This window comes from Streptococcus chenjunshii (genome assembly GCF_003086355.1).
In the GTDB taxonomy this organism is placed as follows: domain Bacteria; phylum Bacillota; class Bacilli; order Lactobacillales; family Streptococcaceae; genus Streptococcus; species Streptococcus chenjunshii.
On the sequence record NZ_CP031733.1, the window covers coordinates 1,772,413 to 1,794,659 of the forward strand.

The following is a 22,247-nucleotide window of genomic DNA, read 5'->3' on the forward strand; positions in this document are numbered from 1 at the left end:
TATGCAAAAAAAGATGAAGTGTTACAATAGAAATAATATATCGAAAAGGGAGGGAGTTATGACGGCTAATATTAAAACATCTATCGCGGAATTGGTTGGAAAAACCCCTTTAGTAGAACTTCGCAATTTTCAAGAAAAACACGGTTTGCAGGCCAAATTACTGGCTAAGTTGGAATACCTCAATCCAAGCGGCAGTGTCAAGGACAGGGCAGCACTTAATATGATTATTGAGGCAGAAAAAGCCGGAAAACTGCAAAAAGGCGATACAATTGTTGATAACAGCAGCGGAAATACCGGTATTGCTTTAGCTGCCTTTGCGGCTGCTAAGGGATATCATTTTGAGTGTCTGCTGGAGCCTGGTGTATCTCCAGAACGTACCCAAATTTTAAAAGCTTACGGCGCCCGTCTCCGCAGTTTTTTAGATTTCCCTGAGATTGCAGCCATGTTGGACAAGGGTGCTTTTGAAACTGCTGAAATCAGTCGCGTTATTCAGGAATACGCTGACAGTAAAGGCTACTTTTATACTGATCAAGTAAGCAATCAAGCTAATCCTGATGCCCATTATCAGACGACTGGTCCTGAAATTTGGGAAGATACCGACGGCCAAGTTGATATCCTTATTATGGCTGCCGGTACCGGCGGAACAATCGCCGGTCTGACACACTATTTTCGGCAGAAAAATCCTGATATAAGAATTATTGCCATTGAACCTGACAAGGCATCCCGCCCCTCAGCAGAGCAGCCCGATGTCAACAGTATTGATGGTATTGTTGCCTTTGATGGTTTCGGACCGGAGAACCAGCCGACCTTCTTTTCAAAAAATCAGTTTTACTATGACAGCTGTATTGATGTTCTGGCAGAAGACGGTTACAAAACCGGTCTTGAACTGGCCCGTACTGACGGTATCTTCTTGGGTGAATCTGCCGGTGCTGTTTTGCATGCTGCCAAAACTGTCGCTCAAAAGGACGAAAACAAAGGAAAAAACATCGTTTTAATCTTTGCAGACAATGGCATGAAATATCTTTCCAGCCCAATGTACCAGGAGGTGAATTAAATGTGTCAGAACTGCCTCGAACACACTAATTCAGGTTCCCATGACAGTCAGGATTTTCCGCTTAGACAGGCTAAAAGTCCCAAAGACTATTTGAATCTGGCTATTCAGACCGCTGATTATATTGATCAGTTCAAAGTTGAAACGGAGGATAGCATCTGGTGGCGCAATACTAATAATGAAGCGCAGTCCAGTATCCCAGATTTCAGTAATCCTAATTTTTTCAGCGGTTCAGCAGGTATTTTATATTTTTATGACAAACTCTATCAAGTCACACATGATAAAGATTACCTTCCTATTATTACTAAAGCCAGCCATTACCTTACTGAACATTGGCAGATCTTAACGAAGCTGGATATTTTTGACATTAAAGGATCCGGTAAAGGTCTCTATGGAGGTATTGGCGGGATTGGACTCATTCTGCTTGAAATAGCAGAGAACTATAACAATGAAGAAGCTTTAAAATCCGCTCAAGAAATAGCTCATTACTATTTAGAAACAGCCAAGCCGTCTGACGAGGGAATTTACTGGACGGGTGACTCGCCGCTTTTTCATGACAGCGGCATCCTGCTCTTTCTCATCAAAGCTTACCAGCATTTTCCCAGCAGCAGACTTTTAGAAACAATTAAATCCGGTGTCCGCTATCTTATAGCTACTGGCCACCGGCATATTGATAATGGGCTGGAAATCAATACTGTTTCTGATTCAGACAAGCGTGATCTTCCTAACTGGGAATTTGGTTCAGCAGGGGCTGGCTATCTTTTCGGAAAAACATATGAGTTGACTCACGATCAATACTTTCTGCAGGCTGCAAAAGATGCAGCAACCTTTCTGGTTAATCTTGCTGTGCCCCAAGAACAGGGCTATTTGATTCCCTACCGAACAAACGGCCCTCAGCGCCAAATTTTTTATTTAGGGAATTGCCACGGAGCAATTGGGACATCACGCTTCTTCTATTATTTATATCAGCTGACAAAGGATAACTATTATTTAGAGCAAGTGGAGGCGTTAACCGCTGGTTTGCTCAGCCGGGGAGCTCCGGAACAGCAGTCTAACGGTTATTGGAACACAACGACTTTTTGCTGCGGCGCTGCCGGTTTTATCCACCATTTTTTAGGACTTTATGTCGACAAGAAAGAGACGCTTTATCTTGATTTAGCCAGACGATCTGCTGCTGTCGTCCTTGGGAATGCCAGTAAATCTGAAAACGGAGTCCGCTTTTCTATCGCCTTTAATCGGATTAGCCCTGATGAGCTGTCTGCGTTTACAGGCTTTTACGACGGTGCTGCCGGAATAGCAACAGCATTATTGGAACTTTATCAATTTGAAAGTCAGCAACGCTTAAAGTGGAAACGGCTAATTGATGATCCCTTTGCAGCTCGGATTTAAAAAAGAAAAATGAGGCAGACAGAGACCAGCCTCATTTTTCTTTTTTAAGGGTTTGGCGGCAGTGGTTGATTGGAAGAAAGTGGAACAAAATCGGTAAATTATTATAAAATAACGATTTCGATTTTTGTCACACTCTCTTTTTTATCCTTTGACCTGCAAACTAATAAGACAAGCGGCAGCAAAGCTAAGAACTCTATAACTTGTTACTTAACTACAAAAACTTATCCCTTTTCCTAACGATAATTTTTCAGCTGTCTTTTAATATCACGCTCCTGATCGCGCCGTTTGATGGTTTCGCGTTTATCATAGTCGTGCTTCCCTTTAGCAAGGCCAATAAGAACTTTAGCAAAACCGTTTTTAAGGTAGACTTTCAGCGGAACAAGGGTCATGCCGCTTCCTTTAAGGTCATTAGCCAACTTGGTTAGCTCATGTTTTTTTAGCAGAAGCTTTCGTGTCCGTGTCGGATCCTGATTCCAGATATTGCCTTGCTCAAAAGGAGCGATATGCACATTAATCAGCCAAGCTTCACCATTTTTTATCTGCGCATAGCCGTCCTTTAGCTGAATACGGCCGGCGCGGATACTTTTGATTTCTGTTCCTGTCAGGACAAGACCAGCTTCAATAGTATCCAGAACATGGTAGTCGTGCCTTGCTTTTTTATTTTGCGCCAGCAGCCGATCATCATTTTTGACCATTATTGTCTCCTCTTTTTCTTTCCTTTCTTAGCAGCAGACTTGTAGAAGGGCTGTTTCTTTTTAGAATGCTGTGAAAAAGCCGGCTGATTTGAATGTCTGCGACGGTTCTTGCTGCCGTCTCGGTCCTTGCGGCGGCTTTTACGGGACTTATCCTGTCTGAACGGCTGTTTCTTTTCTTTAGCAGCAGTCTCTGCGCCCGACAGATAAGCAAAATCAATATCACCGGTTTCCTTATCAGCTTTAAGCAGTTTTACCTTAAGAGACTGACCGACACGGAAAACCTGACCGGATTTTTCTCCTCGAAGCGATAAATCGCGTTCATTATAATGGTAAAACTCCGGCAGACTGCTGATGTGGATTAGGCCTTCAATCGTATTGGGCAGCTCCACAAAGAGGCCGAATTTGACCACACTGGAAACAATCCCTGTAAATTCCTCACCGATAAACTGTGCCATGTACTCAGCTTTTTTCATCGCTTCGACTGTTCTTTCGGCATCAACTGCCCGGCGTTCTAAACTAGAAGACTGCTGAGCAATTTCCGGAATGATTTGGCTGAAATGACCTGTTTTTTCAGTCTGGGACTGTCCGTAATCGCGCAAAAGACGGTGGACTATCAAATCAGGGTAACGGCGAATCGGGCTTGTAAAATGTGTATAGTAAGAAGCTGCCAAACCGTAATGTCCCTGATTATGCTCAGAATAACGTGCCTGCTGCATGGAACGCAGCAGCATTGCTGCCAGCACTTCCTGCCCAGGCTGCCCTTGTATTTTTGTCATAAAGTCTTGCAGAGCTTTTTGATCCATTTTATTAGCCGTGCCTCGGATCTGAATTCCAAAAATACTGGCATAATCAATAAACTGCTGCAGTTTTTCAGCTTTAGGCTCTTCGTGAATGCGGTAAATAAAAGGGAGTTTTAAGTTTGCAAAATGTTTAGCCACTGTTTCATTAGCTAGCAGCATAAACGATTCAATCAGCCGCTCACCCACTCCCCGCTCACGCAGAGCAATCTCTACAGGCAGTCCCTCACTGTTGACAAGAATTTTAGGCTCTTTAGTGTCAAAATTCAAAGCACCGCGTTTAAAGCGCATCTTTTCCAATATATGATGAAGTTTGACCATTTGTTTAAGCGTTTCAGCAATAGGAGCGTATTCTTTAGTTAGAGCAGCATCGCCGGCAATAATGGCATTAACCTTATCATAGGTCATCCTGAAGCTGGTCTTGATTACTGTCTGGCTCAGTTGGTAATGAAGCACCCGTCCTTGTTCGTCAACTTCCATAATACAGGATTGAGTCAAACGATCAAGCCGAGGATTAAGCGAACAAATCCCGTTTGACAGGCGTTCGGGCAGCATGGGTACAACCCGATCCGTCACATAAACAGACGTTCCCCGTCTGCGAGCTTCGCGGTCCAGATCTGAATCCTCTTTAACATAATAGGACACATCAGCAATATGAACTCCCAATTCAAAATGACCGTTAGGCAATATTTTCAGGTGCACTGCATCATCCAAATCTTTGGCATCTGCTCCGTCAATTGTGAAAGTCAGCTCATCACGCAGGTCAACCCGGCCAATCATATCCTTTTCACTGGGAGCATCCGGCACTGCTTCTGCTTCAGCTAAAACATTCTGAGGAAACTCTGAAACAATATCCATTGATTCCAGTACTTCTAAAACATCGATCCCAGTCTCTCCCTGATGCCCAATAATATCTCTGACTTGGGCAACAAAATAGTCATGTCTGCGGCTGGGGTACTTTTCAATATCAACTTTGATAATTTCAGTTCCGTCAAGGAGAATGGGTTCCTTTTTGATATAGATCTTCTGCTGAATCTTAGGGTTGCGGGATTTGATATAGCCGCAGTATCTGGGTTTCTCATCATCCAGTACAAACTGACCGACAGCCGTCTTAAGACGGCGTTCTAGAATATTGACTATCTTAGCCTCTGCAGCTGTCCCCTTAAAACGGTCGGCCACTTTTTGAATGACAGCTTCAACTCTGTCACCGTCGACAGCATAGCCAGTATCATTGCGGCCAATAAATAAATCTTCTTCTGTCCCATCAACCGTTAAAAAACCAAAACCAGCTTTATTGGCTCGAAAAATTCCTTCAATGGTTATTTGCGGTTTTCGATTTTGTTTTTTACGCAAGGCGAGATTGCCTGCATTGTCAAAACGCAGCCGGCCTTGGCTTTCTAATTTTGAAATCGCTTTGATAAGGGTTGGAAAAGCCTTAGCGCCAGTCATATCTAAAGCAGCTGCTAAGTCATTGACATTAGTCTTGCCCTGTTTTTCTAAATAATCTATAATTTTTTCTTTCATTCTTTTCGCTGTATTCCGATACTACTAATCGTGTTAACTAAACAAGATGATAAACATGCAATAAAAATGAGCTGAGTATTGCCTCAGCCCTGACTTTTAATACTGCATACGCCAAGAGACAAAGACTCAGCCGCCTGTTTAACAGTCAGTCCCAGAGCATAAAATAGTGCTGCTTATGCCTCTGCTCCCTGTTTCAGGCAAATTTCTCTTTAGCTTATCACTCTCTTTGCTAAAAACCAGCTGGCTTTCAGCAGCTTCAGCTCTGAAAGCTGAAAAATATACTTTCCCAATCTAAAAGATAGGCACTCTAACGGCTTGACAAAATAGCCAGAAGAAGCGCAATCAAGAGCCAGAAGAAAACCAAAACAGCGGTAAAACGCTGCATAAATGCCTCAAAGCCACGCGCCTTAGTCCGTTCAAACAGCGCTTCAGAACCGCTGCTGTCAAAAACATTGCTGCTGGGATTTTTTTGCGGCTGCATAAAGATAGCAATGACAATAATAACAGATAAGACAAGCAAGGCTGTAAGTAATAACTGATACATTTTTTTCCTCCATTAAAATTACACCCCATTCTACCATAAAAGCAGTTAAGATTCAATATGCAGGGTAACTTTTCTCTCTTTAGGGCAGTATTTAAGCACCTGTATCTTCTCAGGATGGGTCGTTTTATTTTTACTGGTCAGATAGTTTTCATGACCGCATTGGCTGCATTTTAAATGAATTTTAATTCTCACCTTATTTCTTTAACCTTTAAATATGTTCTAAAATTGAAGAGGCTCCACAAAAAATTAGCGAAAACGACTAGGCTGGTCACATAAAACACGGCACGGTAGCCCAAATGCACGGCTACAGTTGAACCGATAAAAGGACCCAGAACTTGACCGAAATTGCTAAACATTTGATTATAAGAAAAAATTCTGGAAATACCTTCTTTAGGAGTGATTCTCGTTAATAACGAATTGATACTAGGCATTAAAGCTCCTACACCGAAACCATATAAAAAACGAAAAATCCCCAGCTGCAGCACCGTCTGTGCAAGCGCACAGAGGAGATAGAGAGTGAAACTGTAGAAAAGCGCTGATAATAAAAGCCGATGATTGCCAATACGGTCCCCTAGCTTTCCCAGCCGCGAACTGCTGAGCAAACTGGAGAAACCTAAAGCAGAAACAATTACCCCTGAAACAAAAAGCAGATTGTCAGTCTGACCTAAATGGCGGATATAGAGCGCCAAAATCGGCGCAACCGACTGAGCTGAAATTTGGATAATCATACTGGTCACAAACAGTCCCAGCATGATTTGTATACTTTTACTCTGTTTAAACACTTCTTTTGTTGGCATGACATCAGCTTTTTCAATAGGCTCAAATTTTTCCTTAACAAAAAAGATTGTCAGCAGACTGCAGATGAACAAAATAAGGCCAACAAGCAAAAAGACCTGACGGATACCCAAAAACTCTGCTAAAACACCGCCAAGCAAAGGACCGATCAAAGTCCCAGCCGTAACACCGGTTGCTAAAGTTCCAAGAGCATAGCCTGAATGCTGCCTCGGAGCCTGTGCTGCTATCAGAGCGGTTGCATTAGGCACATAACCGGCAAATATCCCGTTTAAAAGCCGCAGCAAGAGCAAAAGTAAAACATTGGGGACAAAGGCCAATCCTCCCATAGTAAAAGTCATAACTAAACTAGCCCGAATCATCATGGGTTTCCGCCCATATCTATCCGCCAGACGCCCCCAGACAGGAGCCACTAAAGCAGAGGCCAGAGCGGAGAGTGATACAGCTAAACCCGTATACCACTCAACCTGATCTTTAGGAACACCTAAATTTTCAACATACAAAGCCATAAAAGGCATGACCAGTGAAAAGCTTGCCCCGGTAAAAAAATTACCCAGCCAGGCTATTCGTAAATTTTGCCGCCAGTCTACTTCGGCTATTAGTTCCTCTTCGATAAGTCCTCATCTTCTTTCTCATTTAACCACTCATTCATTGTCTTTTTACCCTGTCAAAGCGTCTGCTTCGCAGCAGCAGATCGAACACTGTTTAAAGCGCACAGATACCCACTGACCGATCTGTTTAGCTGCTAAACCATTACAAGAAAACTTAGAGTTTTCGGCAGACCGTTCTGCTGTACAGACAAATGGCAAACCGCAAATCAGGCATTTGGTTCTAACTGACGTTTGCGCAACGCTTTAAGAGTTGAGCTACCTGTTTCTGCAGATTTTCTAAACGGCCGTTATTGTCAATCACTGCATCAGCATAGGCTACTTTTTCTATTAAAGGCATCTGCGAAGCAAGACGTTTGTTTGCTTCTTCTTGGCTGTAGCCATTTCGCGCCATCAGCCGCTGAATTTGGGTACCTTTTTCAACATAAACCAGCCAAATTTCATCAAACCAGTCTATGTAATCCTGCTCAATCAAAAGCGGAATATCCATAAAAAAAATATTTTCTGTCTGAGCCATCTGCTCACATCGTCTGGATAATTCCTGACGGATAACCGGGTTCTGCAGCTGAGCGGATTTTTTTAAATAATGCGGACTGGAAAAAATCAACTCGGCAAGCTTCAACCGGTCAAGTTCTCCATTATCATTCAAGATTCCTTCCCCCAGCCAGTCCACTAAAATCTTATAGAGCCGGCCGCCTTTAGCCTGTAAATCATGCACGACTTGATCGGCATCGATGACCTTGTAGCCGGCCCTGCGAATCTCTTCAACAACAGTTGTTTTTCCTGAAGCAATCCCGCCTGTAATCCCAATAACTTTGCTCATCGCTTTTGACATTGGGGACAGAAATGACTGCCCCGTCCTCCCACTTTTATCTTTTCAATCGGCTGCCCGCAGCGCATACAAGGCTCACCGGTTCTGCCGTAGACCTGTAAATATTCCTGCATGGTACCGTCTTCCCCCAGAGCGTTCCGGTAGGTTCTAATCGTTGAGCCGCCCTTATCGATACCCAGCTGTAAAATACGAATAATTTCGTCATGCAGCCGCTTGATTTCGGTTTTTTTCAGCTTAACAGCCGGCCTCTCAGGGTGAATTTGAGCTGCCCAGAGCACCTCATCTGCATAGATATTTCCCAGCCCTGCCACCAGCTTTTGCTCTAAAAGGAGCGGCTTAACAAACTTTTTGGAAATCTTCAGCCCTCGTTCAAAAGGCAGAAGTTTAAAATCGGATTCAGTCGGCTCAGGGCCTATTCTTTTCTGTTCAAAATAGGCATTCTCCCCAGACCTAGGCAGCAGTTCAAAAGTCCCAAACTTCCTTACATCTTGATAAACCAAGGTTGAACCGTCATCTAGGCCAAAGAAAATATGAAAATGTTTATTGTCAGGAATGTCCTCAGAAAAAAGAAGATATTTCCCTTCCATTCTCAGATGAGAAATCAGAATCTGCTTATCAAAATCAAAGATGAGATACTTCCCGCGCCGTCTCACCCTACGGACAGTTTCTCCTAATAAAGCCAGTTTAAAAATATCCAAATTTGTTTTAACCATCTTTGGAACGCTGACTTCAACACTGGAAATAGAGCGGCCGGCAACCAGCCGCTCTAAGCCGCGTCTAACTGTTTCTACTTCCGGTAATTCAGGCATCATTGCTCCTTATCAATCCTTTAAACCAAGGAGACGTCTGGCGTAAATGACCTGACCTGAATGCATAGCAGCATCGTCAATAATGGAAACCAGCCGGGCTCCTCTAGTAACAGCCGGTGTCCAGCTTTCATCAATCACATCATCCAGGCTGTCTTCATTGAGCGATTTGAGGTAATCTTTGGTAAATTCAGCTGCTGCCTTTAAGTAATCAAGCACAAGACCTAAATCGTCTACCTGGACCCTTTGAGCCTCCTCAAGTGTATGCTTCCAGTCCGGCGTATCATCCGGCAAATCCAGACTGAACTTTTCTTTCCAAGCCTGACTAAACCAAATCGGCTCAAGGTGGGCTAAGTCTGCAATCTGCAAATCCATCTCACGGGCTGTATGCCAAGCCAGCCAAGTCATTGACTTTAATTGAGCCGAGACTTCCTGAGCCGGAAAAGCATTAGCCTGATCAGTGTCCACCCCCTCAAATAAGCGTTCAAAACGCTCTACAGCACGATCAACACTCTCTATCAACATATCTAAATAAGACATTTAACCCTCCTCACATAAGATACAAAGGCCGTGAAGAAAGCGACTGAAAAATAGGAGCCTGACCGAAGAGTCACTAAAGACTCTAGGGAGGGCTATCTTTTTTCCGAGCTTTCAGGCCGTGTTCAATTCCACCAAGATACAAAGGCCGTGAAAAAATCCGCATGAAAATGGCGGTAAGCCTGACATCTCCGATTTCACAGGCAGCACCCCTGCCAAAATAAGACGGACATTCAAAAGGTTTGCAAACTAGCCGGAAAGATACCCCCTTGCAAAAAATAAGAGACAGCCTGAATATGGGTATCCGGGTCGCTGAACAGCCAAGCATGCCCCTTACCGGGATAATAAGCACATTGGCTCAGCGGATGCTGTACGGCCAGCAGCTGATGCGATGCCTGTATAGTTTCAGATTCTTTGCTGCCCGAAAGGAAGAGAACGGGATTATCAAAGGCCAAGTTTAATTTCAAGCGATTGGCCTGAGTCATAGCCCGCCGAAATGACTTTCGCGAAGCCCTTTGTAAATCTTCAACAAAAATGCGGCAGCTTTGTTCTGATGCACCGTCTTTCTGCATCATACCTGTCATAAGACGAGCAATAAATTTAGTATTTTTCAGCAGTGACATAACAAAGACACCAGCGATCACTTTGCGGTAACCTTTAATCGGTTCATGCGCAGCACCGTCGATAATAGCTTTGTCAATCAGCCAGGCATGACTTTCCAGCAGTTTCAAAGCAAGGCAGGCTCCTAATGACAAACCAACAAGATGTACTCTGCCGTGCGCCTTACTTTTAATAATGCCCGCAAGAATCTCTGTTGTATCATCAAAAGTAGTCCAGTCCCTATTTCGGCTCATACCGTGCCCCGGCAAATCAACAGCAAGGCAATGAAAGTCTCTTGCTAATGCAGCCATATGCTGCTGCCACATTCGGCTGCTTGAGCCTGAAGCATGCAGAAAAAGAATGGTCTGTGCATTGTGCTGCCCCTTTTCTTTGATAAACAGTTCAGCCCTATTCACCATTATCTCCTCCTGTTCCAAAACCACATACTTATAAGAAACGTTTAGATCGGCCTAACGTGTGCATTCAGCACAGTGTGCTTTTTAAAAATCAATCAATAGTCTTTCTTATTATAACCAAAGTCAGCTAAATCAAGCTTCTTATCCCGCCAGTTTTTCTTAACTTTGACCCAGGTCTCTAAATAAACCTTTTCACCCAGCATTATTTCAATATCCCGGCGGGCCATTTGCCCGATTTTCTTAAGCATTCCGCCTTTTTTCCCGATAATAATGCCTTTTTGGCTGTCCCGTTCAACCATAATCGTTGCACGAATATGAATCTTATCTGTGTCATTGTCTCTTTGTATTGATTCAATAACAACTGCTACTGAATGCGGTACTTCTTCGCGGGTCAGGTGAAGAACCTTCTCGCGAATCATTTCGGAAACTAAAAAACGTTCTGGATGATCGGTAATCTGATCTGCAGGAAAATACTGAACCCCCTCTTCGAGCCGTCCTTTCAGCAAATCTAACAGTGTTTCAACATTATTCCCTTGAAGAGCTGAAATCGGCACAATCTCCTGAAAATCCATCTGACCTTTGAAATCATCAATTTTTTCCAGCAGCTGATCCGGATGGACCTTATCAATTTTATTGATGACTAAGATAACAGGAATGTCAGCTGCTTTCAGACGTTCTATGATCATATTGTCGCCCTTGCCGCGCTGCTCATCTGCAGGAACCATAAACAGAACCGTCTCTACTTCTCTCAAGGTACTGTAAGCTGCCTCCACCATAAAATTCCCCAAAGCCGTTTTGGGTTTGTGGATGCCCGGGGTATCGATGAAAACAATCTGCTCGTCTGCAGTCGTATAGATTCCCATAATTTTGTTGCGGGTTGTTTGCGCTTTATCGCTCATAATCGCAACTTTCTGACCCAAAACATGATTCAAAAAAGTTGACTTTCCAACATTTGGGCGGCCTAAAATAGCTACAAATCCTGATTTAAAACTCATATATCACTTATTAAACATAAAAATAAAGCAAGACACCGGATTACCCAGCCTTATACGGCAAATCCGGTCTCTTTTAACTGACAGACTTTAGTTTTCCTGTGTTTGGTATTACACAGTGTTTTTTCCTTTCATAAAATAATAAATATCACATACTGCCGACAGCTACTGCCCTAAAATCAAACTAAAAATTTTAGGTAAAAAAATGATTAATCCCGTTAGAACAGCATAGCCAGAAACAATCAATACAGCACCTGCTGCCATATCTTTAGCATTTTTAGCCAGCATAGAAAAGTGATAGTCACTGGCTAAATCGACCACATTTTCAATCGCCGAATTGACAATTTCAAAAGCGATAACCAAAAAAATAGCCAAGAAGAGAAACAGCCACTCCAATCCTGAAATTCTGAAAATAAGGCCCGCAAGAGCCGCTAAAACAGCAGATACCAGATGCTTGCGCAGATTGCGCTCCTCTTTAAAAGCTGTCAAAACCCCCGTAATGGCAAACTCCATACTCGCCATTAAGGTCATATTTTTCCACTTTCTTTGTGAATTATTATCGCGTAAGTCCATAAGCAGTCAATATCTCTTCCTGTAAAGTAAACATTTCTTTTTCTTCTTCGGGAGTATAGTGGTCATACCCATTGATATGCAAAAAACCATGCACTGCTAAAAAACCCATTTCCCGCTCAAAAGAATGGCCGAATTCTGCCGCCTGTTCATGCGCTTTATCAACAGAAATAAACAGCTCACCGATATAGGCATCAAATTCTTCTAACAGTTCAGCAAGATCAGAATGTTCTTCAACAGCCTCATGACCAAAAGCCAAAGGCTCTTCAGGCTTATATTCCAGACTGATGACATCAGTCGGACGGTCGGTATCACGGTATTCCAAATTTAATTCATGGCTGCGCTCGTTAGTCACAAAGGTCACAGCCATCTCCTTGTTTTCTTTGCCGATTTTTTCAGCAGCAAAATCAAGCAAGTCAAGCGTCTGCGTTATGATCGCTTGAGGAACTTGCTCCGTCTCGTCAATCAGTTCTATATACATTTACGTTTAAGATACAAAGGACATCATGAGTCTGTCAAAACAGCCCATACGGTTCATTGGAAGCTGCCGATTACCTACTTCCCAGCAGAACACCTGTCCTTATCCTTTCGCTAATCTTCTGTACACCCTCATTATACCACAGAAAAAATATTCCCGCTTCCTTTTAAGAATAAAAAGACGATTTGCCTGTCGTCTCCAAGATATCTCTCAGCCTGTATGATCCAGTATCTTGCATACGCTGACAGTTTTTTACGAATGTCTTAAGCCGAATTCTTTCTGTCTTGAACACACCCCAGTCTATTATCATTGGCAGATCTCTAATATTCTTTCCAGAGGCGCAATAAAAACGATTGAAAAACAGAGCTGCTTCAATCGTTCTTAAGACTTCCGTTTTTTCTGTGCAGGCAGAATATGCCGACCCGAAACAAACTTTTAAAAAATTTGGACTTGAATTTTTCTTTAGTACTGCAAAAATGCTTTACACTCGTCAGTTTCCAGCACCAGCAGTTCCTTCCAGAATCTTTGTCACAGCGGTTTTTAGTGCTGGCACAACATCCTCTTCAAACCAAGGATTTTTTGCCATCCAAAGCTGATTGCGAGGTGACGGATGGACCAAGGGAAAATATTGAGGCAGATAATCTTTATAATGACGGACAGTCTCTGTTAAATTTTTACGGCGAGCGGCACCCAGATAATACTGCTGCGAATAACTGCCGACCAGTATCACCAGTTTGACATCCGGCATTTGCGCCAATAACTGCGGGTGCCATTTTTCTGCAAAACCTTTACGCGGCGGCAGATCACCTGACTTCCCCTTGCCCGGATAATAAAAATCCATAGCTAAGATACCAAAGAGCCCGGAATGGTAAAAGGTATTGTCATCAACTCCCATCCAGTCCCGCAGGCGAATACCGCTCCGGTCATTCCAATAGAGGCGGCTGGTCTGTGCCACAATCCCAGGTGCCTGCCCGACAACAACAATACGAGCTGTTTCCGGTGCAGCAAATAAAGGCTCGATACCAGCGCGTGTGTAAGCTAAATTAGCTTCATCCTGCATGATTTTCCGAAAGATCGTTTCTGTCATTTTCCACTTCCTTTCTTGCTCAGTAAAGCAGCAGGCAGTTAAGCACCACAAAATGTAAAAAACAGCAGTCAAATGCGGTAGCTGAGAGCAGGTATCGCAGGCTTCCTGATGGTTTTATAGGAATCTTCACATCGTCCCTGCCCCCTTATTTTTCATAGGCATCAATAATTTCTGCAACGAGCGGATGCCGGACAACGTCTTTAGCTGACAGATAGACAAAATCCAGGCCCTTAATATTCTTTAATTTTTCAGAAGCATCTACTAAACCGGACTTAGCATGATGAGGCAGATCAATCTGGCTGATATCGCCATTGATAATCATTTTCGAATGGAAGCCTAAACGGGTCAAAAACATTTTCATCTGCATAACCGTTGTATTTTGAGCTTCATCAAGAATGACAAAGGCATCATCCAGCGTCCGCCCCCGCATATAAGCTAAAGGAGCAATTTCAATAATATCACGCTCCATCAAGCGGACTGTCTGTTCTTTTCCCAAAATTTGATAAAGAGCATCGTAGACCGGCCTCAAGTAAGGATCAACCTTCTCCTTAAGATCTCCCGGTAAAAAGCCTAAACTTTCGCCGGCTTCAACAGCAGGCCGTGTCAGAATAATACGCTTAACCTGACCGCGCTTCAGAGCAGTGACAGCAAGTGTTACTGCCAGAAATGTTTTTCCTGTCCCAGCAGGTCCGATTCCAAAAATAAGGTCATGATGCTTCACACTGTCAACATAAGCTTTCTGACCTAGTGTCTTTACCCGAATAGGCCTGCCATAGGAATCTTTGACAATCTCCTCCTCATAAAGAGCGACAAACTGATCAATGTTTCCGTTCTGAGCCATAGACAAGGCTGTTATAACATCAGAAGTATTGATTATCATGCCGCGCCCAACCAGAACCAGCAAAGCCTGGACAGTCAGACGAGCCGTTTCAAGGGCTTCTTCATCGCTGCTGACTATCTGGACACGTTCAGTCCTTGCATGAATAGTCACTCCTAAATTATCTTCGATTAACTTTAAATACCGCTCATTAGAGCCAAACAAATTAACCAGATCATCTGGATGATTAAGATTAATATCTACTGAAAAATCTTGCAAAAATAAACTCCTTTAAATAAGATACAAAGGCCGTATAAAGCTCACAGCAAAAATGACGGTAAGCCAGAAATCTCCGATTTCGTCTGCGCACCTCTGCCAGGATGACTAGAAGGGTGCGGCAGGCTGTAAAGACTGCAAAGCCTTCAGTCAGCTACGGCTAGCTAACTTGGAATCAATTCTAAACTTAGCCATCTCTTTTTTGCACAGAGCTTAGGCCGTGTTCAATTCCAATAAGATACAAAGGCCGGGAAGAACGCAAAGAGAAAATAGGAGCCTGACCGAAGAGTCACTAAAGACTCTAGGGAGGGCTGTCTTTTTCTCACAGCGTTTAGGCCGTGTTCATCAAACCGCTACTGTGTCTTCATTATATCAAAAAATCACGCGCTGAGCGTGACTTTTTCATAACCGGCTTTTTAAAACAGACAATGCTCTATCAGCTCCTTATTCCTGATGGTCTTTACCCAGTCATCAGGGATAGCATCGTAACCGTAAATGATACCAGCTAAAGCTCCCGTAACAGCTCCTGTTGTATCCGAATCATCACCTAGATTAACAGCTTTTAAGACAGCTTCAGAAAAGCTGTCAGTCTGAAGCAGACACCACAGAGAAGCCTGTAAAGTGTGAACAACAAACCCTGAGGAAGAAATCTGACTTTCAGGCATACGCGCTAATTCTTTTAATCTAAAAAAATGATTGCTGACTTCTACTTCCTTTAAAATATACGGAAGCTCTCTGCCACCCAAAAGCCCGCGAGCTACGCTGATATAGATACGGCAGGCTTCCTTAGAGAGTGCATGAGCATGTGTCAGAGCTGAAACAACATCGATATCACTGTCATTAACATCAAGGAAAGCTAAAGGAATGATACGCATCAAAGAGCCATTCCCGTTTGACCAAAAATCACTGAGCCCATGGCCGCTTGTCAGCGCTTCATAAGTCGTCTGACCGTAATCAAACAATTGTTCACCCGCGCAGTAGGCCCCATGAAAAAGCCAATTTTCAAACCGGCGACGCAAATCAGCGAGATCAAGCCGGCCCTTCTCTCTGATCGAATCACAGGTTGCCAGTGTCATGCTGGAATCGTCAGACCATGTTCCCGGCGGCTGATGATAAGTTCCGAAGCCAGTCATCCCTTCTATGCAGAAACTGCCACGCTCCTTAAACTCAACCGGAAGCCCCAGAGCATCGCCTACAATCAGACCGTAAACAGCAGCACGTAACGTGTTCATAAACAGCTCCTTTAATGAAGCAGATAGTCTTCCCAAATTTGATCAAATTCACTCAGGTTAAAAGAAAATCCTGCTTTCTCTTCCAAATAACGACTGATTTCATCAAAATCGGATGTATGCTTAGGAAACTCCGATTCCTGAAAGACCAGATCAGCCAAAAGAGCCGCCGAAGCGTGACTCTTAGAATGACGCTGAGTCATTAGCCATGTATAAAACGATTTTCTCACCACATACCCCCAAAAAACAAGATACAAAGGCCGTTAAGAAAGCGACTGAAAAATAGGAGCCTGACCGAAGAGTCACTAAAGACTCTAGGGAGGGCTGTCTTTTTTCCGAGCTTTCAGGCCGTGTTCAGTTCACCAAGATACAAAGGCCGCGAAAAACAGCGCTTAAATATCTGAATGCGACAGCATTTTAGCTACTGGGAATCTTTCGTAATCAGCTCAGTGCCGGATTGGCTCTGCCTGATTTGGCCCGTCTTCATCAGGCCGCCTAAAGCTTTTTTAAACTGGCCTTTAGAAATCCCAAATGTAGCTTTTATATCCTCTGGCGATGACTTATCGTTCAGTGTCATAAAGCCACTATTTGCCTGTAAATAAGCCAAAATCATCTGACCATCTTGTTCCAGCGTTTCAAAAGAACGCGGTTTAAGGGAGAGGTAGAGTGTGCGGTCAACACTGCGAAAACCAATAACACGCGCATTAAGAACCTCACCTAAGCGCGGTTCATTGTAGCGTTCACTCGGATGGATAAAGCCGAGCATATTATTTTCAGGCAGGTAAACAAATGTCCCAGAGAGTTTGAGACAGTAAACAATTGCCGGCCAAGTTTGATTCTGCATATTATCATAGGCCGGACCAGCCATTTTCTGAAAAACGTCAGGAGCCGCCGGCACCGCCCAAATTCGATTTTTCCGGTCTACGGTCAAACAGACATACAGTCTGTCACCCTTTTTAGGCCAAAGGGTTTTGAGCTCAGGCAGCAAATCCAGAGAAACGACGACTTGCTTATCCGGAAGCCCTATCTCAAGAAAAACACCTAAATCACGGCGGACTTCTGTCACCTCTCCCCAGCCGTACTGCTCACGGCCTGCCACTATTTTCTTAGTCGTCATGCGCAGTTTTTGTTTCATATCTGTGTAAACAAAACCCTTAACCATATCGCCTAAGCGGTGTTCCCCCTCTTCTTTGGCGAGAGCAAATGTTGTGCCGTCTTTTTGAATAAAGTAAAAACGGTCATTTTCATCTGTTACCAAACCAGTGATAACAGTTGCAAGTAAATGGTTCATTATAAAATACAAGGACCTCAAAACCAATAAGAACAGATTAGCCGATGGATAAGCGGGCAAAAATCTAAGACAAAGCTGCTCAAAACAGCTGAAAAGTTCTTAGTTTAGACTATTTGTCTGCTGTTTCTAAACGGCCGTCGGACTGTAAAAGCAACACTGCTTTTAGAGCAGCTCATACTTTTGCGGTATAACATTTTGTACCGTATCTTTTAGGTTTGAAGTCTTTTTCCTTTCTTTTTCTAAAAAGCAGAAAAACAGGCAAAAGAGCAGCATGGTACAAAACGGCTCACTTTCCCTGTCTTTTTTTCAAAATGAGCAGCAATCAGACTTCTAACAGTTCCTTCTCTTTATTAGCTGTCATATCATCAATATGCTTCACAGCCTCATCAGTAGCTTTCTGGATGTCTTTTTCTAAGATTTTCAGCTCATCTTCTGTAATATCTTTATTCTTTTCTTGTTTTTTAGCCTCATCCATCGCATCACGGCGAATATTGCGAATAGCAATTTTCGCATTCTCACCGGTCTTTTTCACCTCTTTAGCCAGCTCCCTGCGCCGATCTTCTGTCAGCGCCGGAATAACTAAGCGAATAACCGAGCCGTCATTAGCCGGATTAATCCCCAAATCTGAAGCATTAATCGCATGTTCAATATTTTTTAGCGATGATTTATCAAAAGGCGAAATCAAAAGAACCCGAGCCTCAGGAACTGTGATCGAAGCAAGCTGATTCAGGGGGGTCGGAGCACCGTAATACTCCACCTGAATCCGATCTAAAAGACTTGCATTAGCACGTCCGGCACGAATAGTAGCAAACTCACGCGCCAAGGACTGATGAGACTGCTCAAAACGCTCCTGTGCTTTTTCAATAATCGCATTAACCATAAAAAATTCTCCTTACACCAAGATACAAAGGCCGTGAAGAAAGCGACTGAAAAATAGGAGCCTGACCGAAGAGTCACTAAAGACTCTAGGGAGGGCTATCTTTTTTCCGAGCTTTCAGGCCGTGTTCAATTCACCAAGATACAAAGGCCGTATAAAGCTCACAGCAAAAATGATGGTAAGTCCGAAATCTTTGATTTCGCAGACGCACCTCTGCCAAGACGACTAGAAAGCTGCGGTCGACTGTTAAGGCGACAAAGCTTTCAGACGTCTACGGCTATTAATTTGAAATCAATTCTAAACTTAGCTATATCTTTTTTGCACAGAGCTTAGGCCGTGTTCAGTTCATTAAGATTAAAGTCTGTTAAAAATAGGATATGATGTCGGCCATAGCATATATTTGACCTTAACAGCTTTAGTCGTTTGATTTATTGGAAACAGTTGTTCCAATCTGTTCTCCAAAGACAACCCGTCTGATATTGCCTGGTTCATTCATGTTAAAGACAACCAAGTCGATATCATTATCCATCGACAGGGTTGAAGCGGTCGCATCCATAATTTTCAAACCGCGTTTGATGACTTCTACATGGGTCAGCTCGTCAAACTTCACTGCGTTGGCATCTTTCTTAGGATCAGCATTATAGACACCGTCCACACCGTTTTTAGCCATCAAAATAGCGTCGGCTTCAATCTCAGCAGCACGCAGGGCAGCTGTGGTATCAGTTGAAAAATAAGGGGAACCGATACCGGCACCAAAGATAACAACTCGGCCTTTTTCTAAGTGGCGCAGGGCCCGTCCGCGAATATAGGGTTCTGCCACAGACTGCATAGAAATGGCTGTTTGAACACGTGTATCCACTCCAACCTGCTGCAGGCTGTCGGCCATGACCAGCGCATTCATGACAGTCCCTAACATTCCTGTATAATCTGCCTGCACCCGGTCCATTCCCGCTTCTGCTGCAGGTTCACCGCGCCAAAGGTTGCCTCCGCCAATGACCAGAGCAATTTGAACACCTGAATGGTGCACTTCCGCGATTTCTTTTGCCATTGCCTGAACTGTAGGCAGGTCAATACCGCTTCCTTTTTCACCAGCCAAGGCCTCACCGGACAACTTAATCAAAATACGATGATATTTAGGTTCCACCATTTTCTTACTCCTTATTCTATCCCCATTATTCTATCATAATTTCCTTGATAAGGACAGTCCCATTTTCTGAATTCCATATTGAGGCGGATCAAAAGCTATAGAAAGCAAAGGAAGCGCTCCTAGTAAGAAGATTCCGGCAGACGGTTTCGCAAAACAGTTTACGGTTTAGAATACAGCTGAATCAACTCATAAGATACAGGTACTGACGCGTGCGGATCGCCTGTGAGCACCGTTTTGCGATTATACTGGAAGCCATAATAAAAGACTGAAGAAAAGCATCCAAAACGGACATTCTCTCCAGTCTGTCAGACTTTTTCTCATTAAAGTGAATTAGCATCAACCTTGATACCAACACCCTGTGTAGAGGTGATTGAAAGGTTGGTGATATAAGTCCCTTTAGCTGTTGCCGGTTTTGCTTTTACAATAACATCATTAAAGGCTTTAAAGTTTTCAACCAGCTTATCAGCATCAAAAGATACTTTGCCGATGATTGTCTGTACATTGCCGGAACGATCGGCACGGTAAGTGACTTTTCCGCCTTTAGACTCTTCAACAGCTTTAGCAATATCTGCAGTAACTGTTCCCGTCTTAGGGTTTGGCATCAGATTGCGGGGACCAAGCACACGACCCAAACGGCCGACAACAGCCATCATATCAGGTGTTGCGATAACAACATCAAAATCGAGCCATCCGCCCTGAATACGCTGAGCCAAATCTTCCTCACCAACAACATCTGCGCCGGCTTCCTTAGCTTCTTCTGCTTTGGCACCACGGGCAAAGACAGCAACACGTGTTGTTTTTCCTGTTCCGTTTGGCAGAACCATAGCACCGCGAATCTGCTGGTCAGCTTTTTTGACATCAATATTTAAGTTATAGGCAACTTCCACAGTTGCATCAAATTTTGCAAAGTTTGTTTCTTTAACAAGCGCTACAGCTTCTTCAACACTATAGACTTTAGTGCTGTCAACTTTTTCCAAGGCAGCACGCATTTGTTTGCTTTTTTTAGCCATTTTAAATTTCTCCTTGTAATGTGGTATTATCGATTTTCATCTCCCACGTCACTTATCAAAAAATATGATCAAGTTTTTGCGGGTACAGGACAGTTACGCTTAATCAGTAACGGTGAATCCCATAGAACGAGCAGTCCCTTCAATCATACGCATGGCAGCTTCAATATCTGCAGCGTTCAAATCTGGCATTTTAGTTTCAGCAATCTCCTGTACTTGTGCCCGGGTAACTGAAGCAACTTTGTTTGTATTTGGTTCACCAGAACCTTTGTCAACTCCCGCTGCTTTTTTCAAAAGCACTGCAGCCGGCGGTGTTTTGGTCACAAAATCAAATGATTTGTCTTCATATACTGAAATAACAACCGGAATAATCATGCCAGCCTGATCAGCTGTGCGGGCGTTGAACTCCTTAGTGAAGCCCATGATATTGATTCCTGCCTGACCGAGTGCCGGACCAACTGGCGGCGCTGGTGTTGCTTTCCCGGCAGGAATTTGCAGTTTAACAACATTTTCGACTTTTTTAGCCATTCTAAAAATCCTCCTTTGTGGTTTTGGCGGTAAATAAAAGATTTTTTACCTCCCACAGCAGTGCTGTAAGCACACTTAATTAGTATACACTATTTAGGCAAAAAAGCAAGATTTTTCTATGATTTTATTTACTTTTCCGCTGCTTCATTATAAAATAACATTATGGATATTTACAAATTAATCGCTGCAGCTTTCATTATTATGACACCCCTTTTTGCCTTTATCATTGTGAAATTTTTTCGGCTGGGAAAACTGGGGCTGAAATTTCCGGATATTGCTCTGCCCTTATTTGCTGCAGAAATTGTTTTGGTCTCCGCTCATTTCTTTGAACACAGTCTGCTGCCTTACTATCTGATTGTCATGTCGCTGCTGGCAATCGCTCTGACTTTCGGCTTTATTCACAGCCGGTCGTCTTTCTCTTACCGCCGTTTCTGTAAATTTTTCTGGCGGGCCGGTTTCATTCTGACTTTCATTTTTTATGTAGGCTTAGTTGTTTTGATTTTGACAATGTGAACAGACCCAAGCAGCCTTTGCAAGGTAAAAACCGTCCTGCCGGACTTACTGGCAGGACGGTTTTTATGAAGCAGAACTTTCTTGCTGTTTTTAACTTCTGAATACTTGATTGGAACAAGGACTAATCCTGTCCCGATAAGGTTACAGTGACCTCCTCTTTATCCAGCAGGTCTTCTAAATCAACGCTGCTGTCGCTGATATGGCCTAAGTTGGTATAAGACCAGCTGTTTGAACCATAAAAAAGGACTATATTGCTGTCATTGTACAGCATGATATCTCCGGGGACAGCGGTCTGCTGACTGTTTTCACTAGGAAGAGTTATGCCCAGACTCCCTACCTGCTCAAAGTCTTCGTAAGCCGTCAAGGTGATGGTCAGTTCCTGCTCTGCTACATGTTCCCTTAAAGCAGCTACCGACTGATTGTCCTCCCACTCAACAGCAAGCTCTTGACCATCGACAGTCAGCCGAATCGTATCAGAGCGCTCATCCTGATTCTGATCGATTCCCGTATCAGCGGCTTGGCTGCCGGAAGTTTCGGACAAGCGGCTGTCTGTTTGGGACTGGCAGGCACTTAAAATAAAAGCAGCTAGGGCAGTTAAGCATACGATTCTGTAAATCTTTTTGGTTATTTTCATTGGCCAGCTAAACGTCTTTCTGTTTTTTACAGTTTTATCCTACCAAAGACAGCAAAAGATAACAAATACTTGTTTTTTATAAATGATATTCATAATAGGCATACAAAATCCCATCATGTCCGCAGTGTTTTAAAAACAGTGGGTGCAGCGACGAACTTTTACAGCTTTTGACTTCTTGCCGCCAGAGCCTGTAAAGTGAATGATAAGAGG

The 22,247-nt window shown here is 43.4% G+C and carries 25 protein-coding genes; 3 read left to right on the forward strand and 22 right to left on the reverse strand.

Features of this window, described 5'->3' with window-relative positions:
• Nucleotides 1–58: 58 nt before the first annotated feature.
• Both DDV21_RS08415 and DDV21_RS08420 read left to right on the forward strand, forming a co-directional pair.
• Nucleotides 59–1,054 (forward strand): PLP-dependent cysteine synthase family protein, encoded by a 996-nt coding sequence (locus DDV21_RS08415; RefSeq protein WP_116877957.1) that lies wholly within the window; start codon nt 59–61, stop codon nt 1,052–1,054.
• Nucleotides 1,055–2,440, forward strand: a complete 1,386-nt coding sequence (locus DDV21_RS08420; protein ID WP_116877958.1) for a lanthionine synthetase LanC family protein — start codon at nt 1,055–1,057, stop codon at nt 2,438–2,440.
• A gap of 233 nt (nt 2,441–2,673) precedes the next feature.
• Here DDV21_RS08420 and smpB read toward each other — a convergent pair whose 3' ends face one another.
• The 21 genes from smpB to rplK all read right to left on the reverse strand — a co-directional run bounded on the left by smpB (nt 2,674) and on the right by rplK (nt 20,890).
• Nucleotides 2,674–3,135 carry an SsrA-binding protein SmpB gene (smpB, locus tag DDV21_RS08425; protein ID WP_116877959.1) on the reverse strand — a complete coding sequence of 154 codons (462 nt, stop codon included), beginning with the start codon at nt 3,133–3,135 and terminating at the stop codon, nt 2,674–2,676.
• Nucleotides 3,135–5,456: a ribonuclease R gene (gene rnr / locus DDV21_RS08430; RefSeq protein ID WP_116877960.1), complete on the reverse strand. Its 2,322-nt coding sequence runs from the start codon at nt 5,454–5,456 to the stop codon at nt 3,135–3,137. The genes smpB and rnr overlap by 1 nt, the downstream gene beginning before the upstream one ends.
• Before the next feature lie 307 nt (nt 5,457–5,763).
• Nucleotides 5,764–6,000 carry a preprotein translocase subunit SecG gene (secG, locus tag DDV21_RS08435; protein ID WP_116877961.1) on the reverse strand — a complete coding sequence of 79 codons (237 nt, stop codon included), beginning with the start codon at nt 5,998–6,000 and terminating at the stop codon, nt 5,764–5,766.
• A gap of 45 nt (nt 6,001–6,045) precedes the next feature.
• Entirely contained in the window at nt 6,046–6,192 is a 147-nt protein-coding gene (gene rpmG, locus DDV21_RS08440; protein WP_116877962.1) for a 50S ribosomal protein L33, read from the reverse strand.
• Nucleotides 6,189–7,391, reverse strand: a complete 1,203-nt coding sequence (locus tag DDV21_RS08445) for a multidrug efflux MFS transporter (RefSeq protein ID WP_259293367.1) — start codon at nt 7,389–7,391, stop codon at nt 6,189–6,191. Before DDV21_RS08445 ends, rpmG begins: the two co-directional genes overlap by 4 nt.
• Nucleotides 7,392–7,623: 232 nt before the next feature.
• Entirely contained in the window at nt 7,624–8,223 is a 600-nt protein-coding gene (gene coaE / locus DDV21_RS08450; protein ID WP_116878029.1) for a dephospho-CoA kinase, read from the reverse strand.
• Nucleotides 8,220–9,041 (reverse strand): DNA-formamidopyrimidine glycosylase, encoded by an 822-nt coding sequence (gene mutM, locus DDV21_RS08455; RefSeq protein WP_116877964.1) that lies wholly within the window; start codon nt 9,039–9,041, stop codon nt 8,220–8,222. The genes coaE and mutM overlap by 4 nt, the downstream gene beginning before the upstream one ends.
• A gap of 12 nt (nt 9,042–9,053) precedes the next feature.
• Entirely contained in the window at nt 9,054–9,578 is a 525-nt protein-coding gene (locus DDV21_RS08460) for a mycothiol transferase (RefSeq protein ID WP_116877965.1), read from the reverse strand.
• Between the two features lie 230 nt (nt 9,579–9,808).
• The gene (locus tag DDV21_RS08465) at nt 9,809–10,594 is read right to left on the reverse strand and encodes an alpha/beta fold hydrolase (protein WP_116877966.1); all 786 of its coding nucleotides are present in this window, start codon (nt 10,592–10,594) and stop codon (nt 9,809–9,811) included.
• A gap of 92 nt (nt 10,595–10,686) precedes the next feature.
• Nucleotides 10,687–11,586, reverse strand: coding sequence for a GTPase Era (gene era, locus DDV21_RS08470; protein ID WP_116877967.1), 900 nt, complete (start codon nt 11,584–11,586; stop codon nt 10,687–10,689).
• A 162-nt stretch (nt 11,587–11,748) separates the two neighbouring features.
• Nucleotides 11,749–12,156, reverse strand: a complete 408-nt coding sequence (locus tag DDV21_RS08475; RefSeq protein WP_116877968.1) for a diacylglycerol kinase family protein — start codon at nt 12,154–12,156, stop codon at nt 11,749–11,751.
• The gene (ybeY, locus tag DDV21_RS08480; protein WP_116877969.1) at nt 12,140–12,634 is read right to left on the reverse strand and encodes an rRNA maturation RNase YbeY; all 495 of its coding nucleotides are present in this window, start codon (nt 12,632–12,634) and stop codon (nt 12,140–12,142) included. Before ybeY ends, DDV21_RS08475 begins: the two co-directional genes overlap by 17 nt.
• Before the next feature lie 487 nt (nt 12,635–13,121).
• Complete coding sequence (locus DDV21_RS08485) at nt 13,122–13,718, reverse strand: uracil-DNA glycosylase family protein (RefSeq protein ID WP_116877970.1); 597 nt, start codon at nt 13,716–13,718, stop codon at nt 13,122–13,124.
• 145 nt (nt 13,719–13,863) lie between these two features.
• The gene (locus DDV21_RS08490; protein WP_116877971.1) at nt 13,864–14,814 is read right to left on the reverse strand and encodes a PhoH family protein; all 951 of its coding nucleotides are present in this window, start codon (nt 14,812–14,814) and stop codon (nt 13,864–13,866) included.
• A gap of 413 nt (nt 14,815–15,227) precedes the next feature.
• Nucleotides 15,228–16,043, reverse strand: coding sequence for an ADP-ribosylglycohydrolase family protein (locus DDV21_RS08495; protein WP_116877972.1), 816 nt, complete (start codon nt 16,041–16,043; stop codon nt 15,228–15,230).
• 11 nt (nt 16,044–16,054) lie between these two features.
• Entirely contained in the window at nt 16,055–16,270 is a 216-nt protein-coding gene (locus DDV21_RS08500; RefSeq protein ID WP_116877973.1) for a YozE family protein, read from the reverse strand.
• A 191-nt stretch (nt 16,271–16,461) separates the two neighbouring features.
• Nucleotides 16,462–17,331, reverse strand: coding sequence for a CvfB family protein (locus tag DDV21_RS08505; RefSeq protein ID WP_116877974.1), 870 nt, complete (start codon nt 17,329–17,331; stop codon nt 16,462–16,464).
• Nucleotides 17,332–17,653: 322 nt separating this feature from the next.
• Nucleotides 17,654–18,211: a ribosome recycling factor gene (gene frr, locus DDV21_RS08510; RefSeq protein ID WP_116877975.1), complete on the reverse strand. Its 558-nt coding sequence runs from the start codon at nt 18,209–18,211 to the stop codon at nt 17,654–17,656.
• 412 nt (nt 18,212–18,623) lie between these two features.
• Nucleotides 18,624–19,352 carry a UMP kinase gene (gene pyrH, locus DDV21_RS08515; RefSeq protein ID WP_116878030.1) on the reverse strand — a complete coding sequence of 243 codons (729 nt, stop codon included), beginning with the start codon at nt 19,350–19,352 and terminating at the stop codon, nt 18,624–18,626.
• Nucleotides 19,353–19,675: 323 nt separating this feature from the next.
• Nucleotides 19,676–20,365 carry a 50S ribosomal protein L1 gene (gene rplA / locus DDV21_RS08520; RefSeq protein ID WP_116877976.1) on the reverse strand — a complete coding sequence of 230 codons (690 nt, stop codon included), beginning with the start codon at nt 20,363–20,365 and terminating at the stop codon, nt 19,676–19,678.
• Nucleotides 20,366–20,464: 99 nt separating this feature from the next.
• Entirely contained in the window at nt 20,465–20,890 is a 426-nt protein-coding gene (rplK, locus tag DDV21_RS08525) for a 50S ribosomal protein L11 (RefSeq protein ID WP_116877977.1), read from the reverse strand.
• Nucleotides 20,891–21,052: 162 nt separating this feature from the next.
• Between rplK and DDV21_RS08530 the strand changes: the two genes are divergently transcribed.
• The gene (locus DDV21_RS08530; RefSeq protein ID WP_116877978.1) at nt 21,053–21,403 is read left to right on the forward strand and encodes a DUF3397 domain-containing protein; all 351 of its coding nucleotides are present in this window, start codon (nt 21,053–21,055) and stop codon (nt 21,401–21,403) included.
• Between the two features lie 121 nt (nt 21,404–21,524).
• Here DDV21_RS08530 and DDV21_RS08535 read toward each other — a convergent pair whose 3' ends face one another.
• Nucleotides 21,525–22,037, reverse strand: a complete 513-nt coding sequence (locus DDV21_RS08535; protein ID WP_162886302.1) for a cyclophilin-like fold protein — start codon at nt 22,035–22,037, stop codon at nt 21,525–21,527.
• Nucleotides 22,038–22,247 lie beyond the last annotated feature (210 nt).